At 43.7% G+C, this 13,616-nt stretch carries 7 protein-coding genes, 16 tRNA genes and 3 rRNA genes; 2 read left to right on the forward strand and 24 right to left on the reverse strand.

Annotation, left to right across the window (positions count from 1 at the left end):
• Position 1: 1 nt before the first annotated feature.
• The 21 genes from LMOATCC19117_RS08525 to LMOATCC19117_RS08625 form a co-directional block, all read right to left on the reverse strand.
• Positions 2-74, reverse strand: a tRNA-His gene (locus LMOATCC19117_RS08525).
• Positions 75-102: 28 nt separating this feature from the next.
• Positions 103-175 (reverse strand) — tRNA-Phe (locus LMOATCC19117_RS08530).
• A gap of 4 nt (positions 176-179) precedes the next feature.
• Positions 180-255 (reverse strand) — tRNA-Asp (locus LMOATCC19117_RS08535).
• 4 nt (positions 256-259) lie between these two features.
• A tRNA-Met gene (locus LMOATCC19117_RS08540) sits at positions 260-333 on the reverse strand.
• A gap of 42 nt (positions 334-375) precedes the next feature.
• Positions 376-465: transfer RNA gene (locus LMOATCC19117_RS08545), tRNA-Ser, on the reverse strand.
• A 22-nt stretch (positions 466-487) separates the two neighbouring features.
• Positions 488-561, reverse strand: a tRNA-Ile gene (locus LMOATCC19117_RS08550).
• Between the two features lie 11 nt (positions 562-572).
• Positions 573-646 (reverse strand) — tRNA-Met (locus LMOATCC19117_RS08555).
• 42 nt (positions 647-688) lie between these two features.
• Positions 689-761: transfer RNA gene (locus tag LMOATCC19117_RS08560), tRNA-Ala, on the reverse strand.
• Positions 762-783: 22 nt separating this feature from the next.
• A tRNA-Pro gene (locus LMOATCC19117_RS08565) sits at positions 784-857 on the reverse strand.
• A gap of 10 nt (positions 858-867) precedes the next feature.
• Positions 868-941: transfer RNA gene (locus tag LMOATCC19117_RS08570), tRNA-Arg, on the reverse strand.
• 9 nt (positions 942-950) lie between these two features.
• Positions 951-1,036: transfer RNA gene (locus LMOATCC19117_RS08575), tRNA-Leu, on the reverse strand.
• Between the two features lie 14 nt (positions 1,037-1,050).
• Positions 1,051-1,125: transfer RNA gene (locus LMOATCC19117_RS08580), tRNA-Gly, on the reverse strand.
• A gap of 15 nt (positions 1,126-1,140) precedes the next feature.
• Positions 1,141-1,222, reverse strand: a tRNA-Leu gene (locus tag LMOATCC19117_RS08585).
• A gap of 5 nt (positions 1,223-1,227) precedes the next feature.
• A tRNA-Lys gene (locus tag LMOATCC19117_RS08590) sits at positions 1,228-1,300 on the reverse strand.
• A 40-nt stretch (positions 1,301-1,340) separates the two neighbouring features.
• A tRNA-Thr gene (locus LMOATCC19117_RS08595) sits at positions 1,341-1,416 on the reverse strand.
• Between the two features lie 8 nt (positions 1,417-1,424).
• Positions 1,425-1,497 (reverse strand) — tRNA-Val (locus tag LMOATCC19117_RS08600).
• A gap of 9 nt (positions 1,498-1,506) precedes the next feature.
• Positions 1,507-1,622: ribosomal RNA gene (rrf, locus tag LMOATCC19117_RS08605) — 5S ribosomal RNA — on the reverse strand.
• Positions 1,623-1,699: 77 nt separating this feature from the next.
• A 23S ribosomal RNA gene (locus tag LMOATCC19117_RS08610) occupies positions 1,700-4,630 on the reverse strand.
• A 246-nt stretch (positions 4,631-4,876) separates the two neighbouring features.
• A 16S ribosomal RNA gene (locus LMOATCC19117_RS08615) occupies positions 4,877-6,426 on the reverse strand.
• Together the 16S, 23S and 5S rRNA genes with 16 tRNA genes alongside form the textbook arrangement of a ribosomal RNA operon.
• 454 nt (positions 6,427-6,880) lie before the next feature.
• Complete coding sequence (perR, locus tag LMOATCC19117_RS08620) at positions 6,881-7,327, reverse strand: peroxide-responsive transcriptional repressor PerR (RefSeq protein WP_003726274.1); 447 nt, start codon at positions 7,325-7,327, stop codon at positions 6,881-6,883.
• Between the two features lie 82 nt (positions 7,328-7,409).
• A complete protein-coding gene (locus tag LMOATCC19117_RS08625) occupies positions 7,410-8,351 on the reverse strand; it encodes an NAD(P)-dependent oxidoreductase (RefSeq protein ID WP_003734665.1) in 942 nt (313 codons plus the stop codon).
• A 144-nt stretch (positions 8,352-8,495) separates the two neighbouring features.
• Between LMOATCC19117_RS08625 and LMOATCC19117_RS08630 the strand changes: the two genes are divergently transcribed.
• Both LMOATCC19117_RS08630 and LMOATCC19117_RS08635 read left to right on the forward strand, forming a co-directional pair.
• Positions 8,496-9,794 carry a glutamate-1-semialdehyde 2,1-aminomutase gene (locus tag LMOATCC19117_RS08630; protein WP_003734664.1) on the forward strand — a complete coding sequence of 433 codons (1,299 nt, stop codon included), beginning with the start codon at positions 8,496-8,498 and terminating at the stop codon, positions 9,792-9,794.
• A 105-nt stretch (positions 9,795-9,899) separates the two neighbouring features.
• Positions 9,900-10,988: an aromatic acid exporter family protein gene (locus LMOATCC19117_RS08635; protein WP_003723874.1), complete on the forward strand. Its 1,089-nt coding sequence runs from the start codon at positions 9,900-9,902 to the stop codon at positions 10,986-10,988.
• A gap of 41 nt (positions 10,989-11,029) precedes the next feature.
• On the opposite strand, the gene LMOATCC19117_RS08640 is transcribed toward LMOATCC19117_RS08635, so the two are convergent.
• The 3 genes from LMOATCC19117_RS08640 to mutY all read right to left on the reverse strand — a co-directional run bounded on the left by LMOATCC19117_RS08640 (position 11,030) and on the right by mutY (position 13,559).
• Positions 11,030-11,557: a DUF402 domain-containing protein gene (locus tag LMOATCC19117_RS08640; RefSeq protein WP_003723875.1), complete on the reverse strand. Its 528-nt coding sequence runs from the start codon at positions 11,555-11,557 to the stop codon at positions 11,030-11,032.
• Positions 11,558-11,711: 154 nt separating this feature from the next.
• Positions 11,712-12,458, reverse strand: a complete 747-nt coding sequence (gene fabL / locus LMOATCC19117_RS08645; RefSeq protein ID WP_003734663.1) for an enoyl-[acyl-carrier-protein] reductase FabL — start codon at positions 12,456-12,458, stop codon at positions 11,712-11,714.
• Between the two features lie 3 nt (positions 12,459-12,461).
• Positions 12,462-13,559: an A/G-specific adenine glycosylase gene (mutY, locus tag LMOATCC19117_RS08650; protein ID WP_003744162.1), complete on the reverse strand. Its 1,098-nt coding sequence runs from the start codon at positions 13,557-13,559 to the stop codon at positions 12,462-12,464.
• Between the last annotated feature and the right edge of the window lie 57 nt (positions 13,560-13,616).

Below are 13,616 nucleotides of genomic sequence, written 5' to 3' on the forward strand. Positions count from 1 at the left end.
GGGCGGATAATGGGAATCGAACCCACGAATGCCTGAACCACAATCAGGTGCGTTAACCACTTCGCCATATCCGCCATAAGGCAAAAATGTTTAAAAAAAGAATGGCTTGGGACAGAATCGAACTGCCGACACCTTGAGCTTCAATCAAGTGCTCTACCAACTGAGCTACCAAGCCATAATGGCGGTCCCGACGGGATTTGAACCCGCGATCTCCTGCGTGACAGGCAGGCATGTTAACCCCTACACCACGGAACCACTATTGCGGGGGCAGGATTTGAACCTACGACCTTCGGGTTATGAGCCCGACGAGCTACCAGACTGCTCCACCCCGCGACAATAATATTAAATTTTAGTCCACATATCACAAGTGAAAAACGGAGGAAGAGGGATTCGAACCCCCGCGCGGTATTACCCGCCTGTCGGTTTTCAAGACCGATCCCTTCAGCCAGACTTGGGTATTCCTCCATGATAATAATAAAGTGACAAGTGGACCTTGCAGGACTCGAACCTGCGACCGGACGGTTATGAGCCGTCTGCTCTAACCAACTGAGCTAAAGGTCCAAGATTGAAAATAGCGGCGGAGGGAGTCGAACCCACGACCTTTCGGGTATGAACCGAATGCTCTAGCCAGCTGAGCTACACCGCCATAATAATAAGGCAACTATTTTCTACTTAAATGTGAAGCAAGTGGAGCCTAGCGGGATCGAACCGCTGACCTCCTGCGTGCAAAGCAGGCGCTCTCCCAGCTGAGCTAAGGCCCCATAATAATAAGGGATTAAACTATCGGGAAGACAGGATTCGAACCTGCGACCCCTTGGTCCCAAACCAAGTGCTCTACCAAGCTGAGCTACTTCCCGTTTAATAAAGTGCGCCCAAGAGGAGTCGAACCTCTAACCGCTTGATTCGTAGTCAAGTACTCTATCCAGTTGAGCTATGGGCGCAAATAAAAGTGCCGAGGACCGGAATCGAACCGGTACGGATATCACTATCCGCAGGATTTTAAGTCCTGTGCGTCTGCCAGTTCCGCCACCCCGGCGTTGCTATAAAATATGGAGCGGAAGACGGGGTTCGAACCCGCGACCCCCACCTTGGCAAGGTGATGTTCTACCACTGAACTACTTCCGCATATTCCATAATAAGTGCGGGTGAAGGGACTTGAACCCCCACGCCTCGCGGCGCCAGATCCTAAATCTGGTGCGTCTGCCAATTCCGCCACACCCGCAAAAGTGAGCCGTGCTGGGTTCGAACCAGCGACCCTCTGATTAAAAGTCAGATGCTCTACCAACTGAGCTAACGGCTCTCTACAATAAAAATATGTATTATCATAAAGTTAATATTAATGGTGCCGGCTGCAAGAGTCGAACTCGCGACCTACTGATTACAAATCAGTTGCTCTACCAACTGAGCTAAGCCGGCATAAAAAATGGAGGTTAACGGGATCGAACCGCTGACCCTCTGCTTGTAAGGCAGATGCTCTCCCAGCTGAGCTAAACCTCCAGAAATACTGCCCGGCAGCGACCTACTCTCGCAGGGGGAAGCCCCCAACTACCATTGGCGCAGAGAAGCTTAACTACCGTGTTCGGGATGGGAACGGGTGTGACCTTCTCGCCATAACTACCAGACAATATTTAAGTTGTTGAAAGATTGCTCTCTCAAACTAGAGAAGAAAGGGTTCAGTTAGGTAACTTCGTTTCATTTTTTGGTTAAGTCCTCGATCGATTAGTATTTGTCCGCTCCATGTATCGCTACACTTCCACTCCAAACCTATCTACCTGATCATCTTTCAGGGATCTTACTTTCCGAAGAAATGGGAAATCTCATCTTGAGGGGGGCTTCACGCTTAGATGCTTTCAGCGTTTATCCCTGCCACACATAGCTACCCAGCGATGCTCCTGGCGGAACAACTGGTACACCAGCGGTGTGTCCATCCCGGTCCTCTCGTACTAAGGACAGCTCCTCTCAAATTTCCTGCGCCCGCGACGGATAGGGACCGAACTGTCTCACGACGTTCTGAACCCAGCTCGCGTGCCGCTTTAATGGGCGAACAGCCCAACCCTTGGGACCGACTACAGCCCCAGGATGCGACGAGCCGACATCGAGGTGCCAAACCTCCCCGTCGATGTGGACTCTTGGGGGAGATAAGCCTGTTATCCCCGGGGTAGCTTTTATCCGTTGAGCGATGGCCCTTCCATGCGGAACCACCGGATCACTAAGCCCGACTTTCGTCCCTGCTCGACTTGTCAGTCTCGCAGTCAAGCTCCCTTGTGCCTTTACACTCTGCGAATGATTTCCATCCATTCTGAGGGAACCTTTGGGCGCCTCCGTTACTCTTTAGGAGGCGACCGCCCCAGTCAAACTGCCCACCTGACACTGTCTCCCCACGCGCTAAGCGTGGCGGGTTAGAATGTCATACAGCCAGGGTAGTATCCCACCATTGCCTCCTCGTATGCTAGCGCACACGTCTCTTCGGCTCCTACCTATCCTGTACAAGCGGTACAAACATTCCATATCAGGTTGCAGTAGAGCTCCACGGGGTCTTTCCGTCCTGTCGCGGGTAACCTGCATCTTCACAGGTACTATAATTTCACCGAGTCTCTCGTTGAGACAGTGCCCAGATCGTTGCGCCTTTCGTGCGGGTCGGAACTTACCCGACAAGGAATTTCGCTACCTTAGGACCGTTATAGTTACGGCCGCCGTTTACTGGGGCTTCAATTCGTACCTTCGCCGAAGCTAAGCACTCCTCTTAACCTTCCAGCACCGGGCAGGCGTCAGCCCCTATACGTCACCTTACGGTTTTGCAGAGACCTGTGTTTTTGCTAAACAGTCGCCTGGGCCTATTCACTGCGGCTCTCTCGGGCTTGCACCCTAATAGAGCACCCCTTCTCCCGAAGTTACGGGGTCATTTTGCCGAGTTCCTTAACGAGAGTTCTCTCGCTCACCTTAGGATTCTCTCCTCATCTACCTGTGTCGGTTTGCGGTACGGGCAGTACTACTCTTCCTAGAGGCTTTTCTTGACAGCGTGAAATCAGGAACTTCCGTACTTAATTTCCTTCCCCATCACAGCTCATGCTTCGCGAGAAGCGGATTTGCCTACTTCTCACACTCACTGCTTGGACGCACATTTCCATTCGTGCGATTCCCTATCCTTCTGTGTCACCCCATCGGTTAAACAATTAGCACTGGTACAGGAATCTCTACCTGTTGTCCATCGCCTACGCCTATCGGCCTCGGCTTAGGTCCCGACTAACCCTGAGCGGACGAGCCTTCCTCAGGAAACCTTAGATATTCGGTGGAAGGGATTCTCACCCTTCTTTCGCTACTCATACCGGCATTCTCACTTCTAAGCGCTCCACCAGTCCTTCCGGTCTGACTTCACCGCCCTTAGAACGCTCTCCTACCACGAACCTCTAAAGAGGTTCATCCACAGTTTCGGTAATATGTTTAGCCCCGGTACATATTCGGCGCGGGGTCACTCGACCAGTGAGCTATTACGCACTCTTTCAATGGTGGCTGCTTCTAAGCCAACATCCTGGTTGTCTAAGCAACCCCACATCCTTTTCCACTTAACATATATTTGGGGACCTTAACTGGTGGTCTGGGCTGTTTCCCTTTCGACTACGGATCTTATCACTCGCAGTCTGACTCCCGAGTATAAGTACATGGCATTCGGAGTTTATCTGAATTCGGTAACCCGAGAAGGGCCCCTAGTCCAAACAGTGCTCTACCTCCATGACTCTTTACCTCGAGGCTAGCCCTAAAGCTATTTCGGAGAGAACCAGCTATCTCCAAGTTCGATTGGAATTTCTCCGCTACCCACACCTCATCCCCGCACTTTTCAACGTGCGTGGGTTCGGACCTCCACTAAGTATTACCTTACCTTCATCCTGGACATGGGTAGATCACCTGGTTTCGGGTCTACGACCTGTTACTTATGCGCCCTATTCAGACTCGCTTTCGCTACGGCTCCGCTTTTTCCGCTTAACCTTGCAACAAATCGTAACTCGCCGGTTCATTCTACAAAAGGCACGCTATCACCCATTAACGGGCTCTAACTACTTGTAGGCACACGGTTTCAGGAACTGTTTCACTCCCCTTCCGGGGTGCTTTTCACCTTTCCCTCACGGTACTGGTTCACTATCGGTCACTAGGGAGTATTTAGCCTTGGGAGATGGTCCTCCCGGATTCCGACGGAATTTCACGTGTTCCGCCGTACTCAGGATCCACTCTGGAGGGAAAGCCATTTCAACTACCGGGCTGTTACCGTCTTTGGCGGGCCTTTCCAGACCGCTTCATTTATAACTTTCTTTTGTAACTCCGTATAGAGTGTCCTACAACCCCAAGAAGCAAGCTTCTTGGTTTGGGCTCTTTCCGTTTCGCTCGCCGCTACTCAGGAAATCGATTTTTCTTTCTCTTCCTCCAGGTACTTAGATGTTTCAGTTCCCTGGGTCTGCCTTCCTCACGCTATGTATTCACGTAAGGATACTATCCGACTAAAGATAGTGGGTTCCCCCATTCGGAAATCTCTGGATCAACGCTTACGTACAGCTCCCCAAAGCATATCGGTGTTAGTCCCGTCCTTCTTCGGCTCCTAGTGCCAAGGCATCCACCGTGCGCCCTTTCTAACTTAACCAATTTACTTCTACGAAGTAAAGGTTGTTTTTCTGATTTTCCGTATCAGCGATGATACTTCCAATCAGATGAAAGATTCACTTTCAGATGATTCTCGGTTACTTGTGTCATAAATAATAAATTATCTATGCTAACTTTACTAACTTTCTTATCTAGTTTTCAAAGAACAAACATACTGAGAAGTACTAACCTCTCAAAACTGAACAAATAGAGAAGAACGAAAACTCACAGGTTTCCTTTTCCTTAGAAAGGAGGTGATCCAGCCGCACCTTCCGATACGGCTACCTTGTTACGACTTCACCCCAATTATCTGTCCCACCTTCGGCGGCTGGCTCCATAAAGGTTACCCTACCGACTTCGGGTGTTACAAACTCTCGTGGTGTGACGGGCGGTGTGTACAAGGCCCGGGAACGTATTCACCGTGGCATGCTGATCCACGATTACTAGCGATTCCGGCTTCATGTAGGCGAGTTGCAGCCTACAATCCGAACTGAGAATAGTTTTATGGGATTAGCTCCACCTCGCGGCTTCGCGACCCTTTGTACTATCCATTGTAGCACGTGTGTAGCCCAGGTCATAAGGGGCATGATGATTTGACGTCATCCCCACCTTCCTCCGGCTTGCACCGGCAGTCACTTTAGAGTGCCCAACTAAATGCTGGCAACTAAAATCAAGGGTTGCGCTCGTTGCGGGACTTAACCCAACATCTCACGACACGAGCTGACGACAACCATGCACCACCTGTCACTTTGTCCCCGAAGGGAAAGCTCTGTCTCCAGAGTGGTCAAAGGATGTCAAGACCTGGTAAGGTTCTTCGCGTTGCTTCGAATTAAACCACATGCTCCACCGCTTGTGCGGGCCCCCGTCAATTCCTTTGAGTTTCAACCTTGCGGTCGTACTCCCCAGGCGGAGTGCTTAATGCGTTAGCTGCAGCACTAAGGGGCGGAAACCCCCTAACACTTAGCACTCATCGTTTACGGCGTGGACTACCAGGGTATCTAATCCTGTTTGCTCCCCACGCTTTCGCGCCTCAGCGTCAGTTACAGACCAGAGAGTCGCCTTCGCCACTGGTGTTCCTCCACATATCTACGCATTTCACCGCTACACGTGGAATTCCACTCTCCTCTTCTGCACTCCAGTCTTCCAGTTTCCAATGACCCTCCCCGGTTAAGCCGGGGGCTTTCACATCAGACTTAAAAGACCGCCTGCGCGCGCTTTACGCCCAATAAATCCGGACAACGCTTGCCACCTACGTATTACCGCGGCTGCTGGCACGTAGTTAGCCGTGGCTTTCTGGTTAGATACCGTCAAGGGACAAGCAGTTACTCTTATCCTTGTTCTTCTCTAACAACAGTACTTTACGATCCGAAAACCTTCTTCATACACGCGGCGTTGCTCCGTCAGACTTTCGTCCATTGCGGAAGATTCCCTACTGCTGCCTCCCGTAGGAGTCTGGGCCGTGTCTCAGTCCCAGTGTGGCCGATCACCCTCTCAGGTCGGCTATGCATCGTTGCCTTGGTAGGCCATTACCCTACCAACTAGCTAATGCACCGCGGGCCCATCTGTAAGCGATAGCCGAAACCATCTTTCAAAAGCGTGGCATGCGCCACACTTTATCATTCGGTATTAGCCCCGGTTTCCCGGAGTTGTCCCCAACTTACAGGCAGGTTGCCCACGTGTTACTCACCCGTCCGCCACTAACTTTGGAAGAGCAAGCTCTTCCTCCGTTCGTTCGACTTGCATGTATTAGGCACGCCGCCAGCGTTCGTCCTGAGCCAGGATCAAACTCTCTTTAAAATATAAATTGAATTTGAATACTTATTCAACACCGTGAATAAGATTCCTTGCGTCAAATTGACTTCGCTAGCAATTAAATTACTAGTTTGTTTTGTTGAAAACAGCTTTCTGTTTTCTGCCCTGCGATTACCAGTGAGACTTTACGTCTCATTGCTTTTCGTCTTCTTCTTTGTTCAGTTTTCAAAGGTCAGTTAGTCGCTTTCATGCTTGTTATGCGAATGTTTTCGTTTGTTTTTTGCGACTTTTAAATCATATCATTTCAGCAACTATCTGTCAACAACTTTTTGAATTTATTTTATGAATAAAATTCATTTAAATCGCTGCTATCGTAGCGCCGAAAACTAATATATCAAGTTTTGAGATATATGTCAACCGAATTATGCATAAAATTAAATAAAAATGAAAAAAATTGCAAAAAACACAAAAAAACACCTAGCTAGGCTAAGTGTTTTGATTAATTATTTGATTGTTTTTCTTTACAGGCTGGACATATACCATATACTTCCAGTCTGTGATTATCTATTTCATATCCGGTCATATGTGCTGCGAAATGTTCTACTTCATCTAAACCTGGATATTGAAAATCAACTATTTTTCCACACACATTACAAATTGCGTGGTAATGATTAGATGTAGAAAAATCAAATCGACTAGATGCATCGCCATAGGATAATTCTTTAATTAGACCAGCATCCCGGAAAACGCGTAAATTATTATATACAGTTGCTACGCTCATGTTAGGGAAGTTTCCTTCTAAAGCCCGATAAATATCATCCGCGGTTGGGTGTGTATGTGAGTTAATTAAGAATTCAAGTATAGCATGACGCTGAGGAGTGATTCTTACTCCTGTTTTCTTTAAGACATCTACTGCCTCTTTTAGAGTTGCATTAGACACCGCCATGCACTCCCTTCCAAAAATAATTATTATCTTTATAATACCGGAAATAACGCTTAACTGTCAATAGAATGGCAGAATTTATAGCTTAATAACCTTTATTCAAATCAATTTCATTCCGTAATTTGGTATTTTCTTTTAGATGTTTGATATTTTCAAACCAAATCTTAAAGCTACGTTCTAAATATTTATCCGAATGTCCAGATACATGAGGTGTGATAGTAACGTTACTTGCTTCCCATAAATAATTGTCTTCGGAAAGTGGCTCTTCAGGTACAACATCTAAATAAAAATGGTTTATTAATTGCTCTTTTGATGCTTGTTCTAAAACCTTTAATTCAACTGCGCTACCTCTTCCTATATTGATAAAAACTGCATTATCTTTCATTTTCCGGAAAAATGATAAGGAATAAATAGCTGTTGTTTTGTCTGTATGAGGTAAAACACTAACAAAAAAATCTGCTAATGGAGCCACTTTTTCGATATCGGACATGGCATATGTTTTACTAAAGGGCTTCACAGGATGTCCAGTTGTATTAACACCTATAATTTCCATATCAAATGCTTGAGCGAACTCGGCCACTTTTGCTCCAATGGCTCCAGTTCCAGCTACTACCAAAGTTTTTCCAGCTAACTCTGTTATTGGTTCTTCACTTGCCCAATTTTTTTCTTTTTGCATTTGATAGAAGAAAGTGGCTTTTTTTACGTGTGATAACATGAAAGATAGCGCGTATTCTCCCATTGGCACAGCGTGGATTCCGCGTACATTAGCAACTTTAATTTTTTTTTCTTGAATTATTTCCCTCGGCAAACTATCTACTCCCGCAGAAAAAACCATGATAAATTTTAAATTGCTTGCTTGTTTAATTTTGGCTTCAGTAATGTTAGATCCGTATGTGACGATGATATCTATCTCCGCTAAATTGGCAAAATGATCATTGCTCTCATAATAAAAAGTATCCTCTGGAAATTTCTCTGCTTGCAAAGTCTGTAAATGTTCTGGGACATCTAATGTAAATAAAATGTTCATTTTGCGCCACACTTCCTCTCTTTAGCTATATACTAATTTTATGCTTTTTTTCATTTAACGGCAATTAAATTGTTTTTTCGATTGCGGCATCTTATTTTTTCGCATAGAATATAAGAGGTATTAAAATTTTGAGGAGATGACGAAATGGATCATTCAATGTCAAAAAAATTGCATGATGAAGCACTTTTACATATAGTTGGCGGGGTTAATAGCCCATCTAGGTCAAATAAAGGGGTTGGCGGCGGAATTCCTGTAACAATGGAACGGGCTAGCGGCGCTTATTTTTATGATGTGGATGGGAATAAGTATATTGACTACTTAGCTGCGTTTGGACCAATCATTACTGGACATGCACATCCTCATATTACAGAAGCAATTACAAAAGCTGCGCAAAATGGTGTTTTGTACGGAACACCTACTAAACACGAAATCACTTTTGCGAAAATGTTAAAAGAGGCCATTCCTTCACTTGAGAAGGTCCGTTTTACAAATTCCGGGACGGAAGCTGTTATGACAACGATTCGTGTCGCTCGCGCTTATACAGGCAGAGATAAAATCATTAAATTCGCTGGGTGTTACCACGGCCACTTTGATTTAGTACTCGTGGAAGCTGGTTCTGGACCTTCTACGCTTGGCATTCCAGACTCCGCTGGGGTAACGAAATCAACCGCAGAAGAAGTTATTACTGTACCTTTTAATGACCTTGCATCGTTTAAAGAGGCATTAGCTGTTTGGAGCGATCAAGTTGCTGCTGTTTTAGTAGAACCTATTGTTGGGAATTTTGGAATGGTTGCGCCAGAAGATGGTTTTTTAGAAGCTGTTAATGAACTCGCACATGCCAATGATTCTTTAGTAATTTATGATGAAGTTATTACGGCTTTCCGTTTTATGTACGGCGGCGCGCAGAACTATTTAGGTGTTATTCCAGATTTGACTGCTATGGGTAAAATTATTGGTGGCGGGCTTCCGATTGGTGCTTACGGTGGTCGGATTGATATCATGGAAAAAGTAGCACCACTCGGACCGGCTTATCAGGCTGGGACGCATGCGGGGAATCCGGCATCTATTCTTTCAGGAATTGCTTGTCTCGAAGTTTTACAAGAAGAAGGACTGTATGAGCGCTTTGAAAAATATGGCTCGATGCTGAAAGATGGCATTGAAAAAGCCGCGCTAAAACACGGCATTGCTGTTACGGTTAACCAAATTGTCGGTGCTCTAACTGTTTACTTTACGGAAGATCCTGTGACTAATTATGCTGAGGCTGGCGCTACAAATGGCGAGTTATTCGGTCGTTTCTTTAAAGGAATGCTAGAGGAAGGCATTAATTTGGCGCCTTCTAAATATGAAGCATGGTTCATCACTTCCGCACACTCGGAAGCTGATATTTTAGAAACAATCCAAGCAGTTGATACTGTTTTTGGAAAAATGGTTCAAGATAACTAGGTAATATTACTTTATAAACTGGTGAGAAACGTTATAATAGAAGAAGAATGAGCGGGAAAACTTAAAAATCCCGCTCAAATAGTCTATAGAAAGGAATAACCTTCCATGAAATTCGGAGCTAGAATTTTGAAAACTGGTATTGCAATCACATTGGCGCTTTTTATCGCTCAACTTTGCAATTCACCTTCTCCATCTCTGGCAGGCATTTCCGCCGTTTTTGCTATCCAACCTTCTATTTATAGGTCCTATCGAACTATTTTAGAACGGGCGCAAGGGAACGTAATTGGAGCCATCATTGCAATTATTTTTGGACTTTATATTGGTAATGATTTTATTTTAATTGGTGTCGCTTCGATTATCTGTGTTGCTTTATTAATGCAATTCCGCTTGGAGAATACGATTGGCCTTGCAGTCGTGACACTCATTATTGTAATGGATTCTCCTGGTAATGACTTTTTAGAAATCGCACTTATTCGTTTTGGGACAATTATGTTAGGTTTACTTGCGGCATTTATTGTCAATCTATTCTTTTTACCACCGAAATATGAAGTTTCATTGTTTCAGTTAATTTATAATACGAATAGTGAAATCGTTCGTTGGATTAAATTAAACTTGCGTCATGCTGCGGACTTCCCTCTTCTAAAAAAAGATATGGAGTGGATGCAAAAACAGTTAAATCAAACGCGTAACTTATATGGTTTATACAGAGAAGAGCGTACTTTTTTAAAGAAAAATGCCATTTCAAAAGGGCGGAAAATTGCTGTATATAGGCAAATGTTGCTTTGTTCTCAAAAAGGTTTTGAGCTTTTAAAAATCCAACATCGCTATGAAAATGATTATTTGCAACTGCCTCCAGATAAGCAAGAGTTAATCAGACAACATATCGATTACTTAACGGATAAACATGAACAACTTTTACTGACATACATCGATAAAGTTTCGATTGATCTTGAATATGTAGAGTCGCATTTAGCACAGGATCCCCAAGATTTGATGCAGCTTTTCTTGCGTGAGATGAGGGAAACAGAAAAAGATGAGTATGAGGATATGATGGATAAATACCATTTAATGCGTATTATTGCCTCTGTTTTTGCTTACCAAGAGACAATCGACTATTTAGAAAAATTAATTCATAGTTTTAAACTCAGACACACGAAAGAAAACCAAATTGATATTAATGTCAATGAAGAATAAACAAAAAACGAGCTTGGAGATAGACTCCAAAGCTCGTTTTTTTAACGGTATTCTTTGTACTTTTCATACCAAATGTCAATGTAGTCAGGGGAAAACGGACCTTTTTTGTCCAAAATCCAGTGGCTTAACACATCCACATTATGTCGAAGTATCCGGTCAATTGAGTCTGGGTACTTCATTTGGCGACGGTGTTGTTCGTATTCGCCCTCATCAAGCAAATGAAACCTTCCATCTGGGAAAACCTTAATATCGAGGTCATAGTCAATGTACTTAAGCGCTTGTTCATCTACTGCAAATGGTGTCCCTAGATTGCAGTAATGATAAATGCCGTCTTCTCTAATCATGGAAATTACATTAAACCAGTAATCACTATGAAAATAGCAGATAGATGGTTCGCGCGTTACCCATTTACGTCCGTCTGCTTCCACAACTAATGTGTGGTCGTTTCCGCCGATAATAATATTCTCCGTAGATTTAAGCACCACTGTCTTTTTCCAAGTACGATGAAGTTTTCCGTTATGTTTGTAGCTCTTGATTTGTATTATTTCTTTCTCTTTGGGTAAGTACATCCTTTATCCTACTTTCCTCATGTACTATCAAAATCATTATTATTATAACATAAGGCAAGACTGCAAAAAAACAATATCGTGCTGAAACGGAATATTTTCCTCAAAAAAGAACTTTTTTTACATAAAATAGCTAATTTTTACCTATTTTGTTTTACTATACTAAAAGTGTTCTGCCGCCATCTACTAAAATAGTTTGCCCGCGAATCATATCTGCTTTTTCGCTCGCAAGGAATAATACGGCATTTACTAAGTCATTGGGCTCAATCATTCGACCCGCTGGTGTTTTACTTATAGCATCTTTTAACAATTCTTCACGATTGGGAAAGTGATTTAGTGCGTCTGTTTCAATTAAGCCGCCAGAAACAGCATTAACTGCAATGCCAAAAGGTGCAAGTTCAACTGCTAAATACCGAGTAAGTGATTCTATCGCCGCTTTTGAAACGCCAACTGTTGTGTAATTTTCTAAATAACGAATCGAGCCAATCGAGCTTAAGCTGATGATTTTCCCGCTTTGATGGCGTTGCATTAATTTAGCTGCTTCTTGACCTGCAAACAACAGCGCTTTTGCGTTAATATTCATTGTCCAATCCCAATGTGATTCCTCTAACTCCATCAATGGTCGAAGGACACCACTTGCTGCATTGTTAATAAAAATATCTAATCGGCCGAATTCCTCATCTACAGCTTTAAATAAGTCTCTAATTTTTTCCACGTCACCAACATTTGCTTTAAAAATAACGCATTTTCTTCCTAATTGTTCAATTTCTTGTTGTACTTCTTCTGCTTTTTTGCGATTTCTGGAAAAATTAACAGCGATATCATAGCCTTCATTTGCAAGTGCGATGGCTATTTCTCTTCCAAGTCCTCTACTACTTCCTGTTACTAATGCCACTCTGTTCATTTGTTATTCCCCCTTAAAATCTTTCCACGCTTGCCACATTTTTTGATATGGTACTGGAAAAGCAAGTCGCTTCATTTCTTCTTCTGTTGCAAAATACCAATTTTCATTTGGAATTGCTGACTGAAGTTTTGCCACACGAATGTCCATTTTCCATACTAAATGAGAAAAAACGTGTTTGATATGCGCAATTGGTTCGTCTTCTAGTAAAACGTCTAAGCCATAATTATGTAAAAATTGTAGTTTAGCTACTTCCTCATTTTCTTTTTTCGAAATTTCAATAGTAGGAAATTGCCACATATTTGCAAGCAAACCATTTTCTGGTCGTTTCTCTATGGCAATTTTTCCGTCCTCTGAAATAACAATGATGCTTAATAGTTCTTTGGTTTTCGTTTTCACTTTTTTTATTTTTACTGGATAATTCGTTTCAACGCCATTTTTATGCGCTTCGCAAAACGGTTGGAGCGGACAAAGCATACACATTGGTTTTGTTGGTGTACAAACAAGCGCACCAATTTCCATTAAACCTTGGTTGAAAGCGGCTGGATTTTCTTTGTCAATTAGTTGATATAACACTTCTTCAAAAATTTTCCGGGTGGACACTTTCATGATGTCTTCACTAATTTCTAAAACGCGGGCGATGACACGCATAACATTGCCATCCACTGCTGGTTCAGCTTGGTTGTAGGCAATACTCAAGATAGCTCCGGCTGTATACGGTCCCACACCTTTAAGCGATAAAATAGTGGTTAAGTCGGTAGGAACTTCTCCAGAAAAATCGGCCATCACTTGCTTCATGGCTGTTTGGAGGTTTCTGACACGAGAATAATAGCCTAAGCCTTCCCACGCTTTTAAAATATCCGCTTCATCCGCTTGGACAAAATCTTCCATCGTCGGAAATTGAGTCATAAAGCGATTAAAATAAGGAATTACTGTGTCGACTTTTGTTTGTTGAAGCATGATTTCTGAGACCCAAATTCTGTAAGGATCGGTATTTTCGCGCCACGGTAAGACGCGCTTATTCGCTTCATACCAGGAAACGAGTGCTTCTTGAAAAGCAGTTATCTTTGTTTCATCCCAAGTTAGTCTCTTCATTTTTCTCATTTTCCCCTCGTAATTCTAATAGATTTCTAATGTGTGTTGCTCCGGATGTGTAGTATA

This window comes from Listeria monocytogenes ATCC 19117 (assembly GCF_000307025.1).
GTDB lineage: Bacteria > Bacillota > Bacilli > Lactobacillales > Listeriaceae > Listeria > Listeria monocytogenes_B.

Bases quoted from the DNA above. Each gene is read 5' to 3' on its own strand.
- mutY (WP_003744162.1), bottom strand. From the start codon at position 13,559: ATGAGAAAAATGAAGAGACTAACTTGGGATGAAACAAAGATAACTGCT.
- LMOATCC19117_RS08625 (WP_003734665.1), bottom strand. From the start codon at position 8,351: ATGAACATTTTATTTACATTAGATGTCCCAGAACATTTACAGACTTTG.
- LMOATCC19117_RS08630 (WP_003734664.1), top strand. From the start codon at position 8,496: ATGGATCATTCAATGTCAAAAAAATTGCATGATGAAGCACTTTTACAT.
- perR (WP_003726274.1), bottom strand. From the start codon at position 7,327: ATGGCGGTGTCTAATGCAACTCTAAAAGAGGCAGTAGATGTCTTAAAG.
- fabL (WP_003734663.1), bottom strand. From the start codon at position 12,458: ATGAACAGAGTGGCATTAGTAACAGGAAGTAGTAGAGGACTTGGAAGA.
- LMOATCC19117_RS08635 (WP_003723874.1), top strand. From the start codon at position 9,900: ATGAAATTCGGAGCTAGAATTTTGAAAACTGGTATTGCAATCACATTG.
- LMOATCC19117_RS08640 (WP_003723875.1), bottom strand. From the start codon at position 11,557: ATGTACTTACCCAAAGAGAAAGAAATAATACAAATCAAGAGCTACAAA.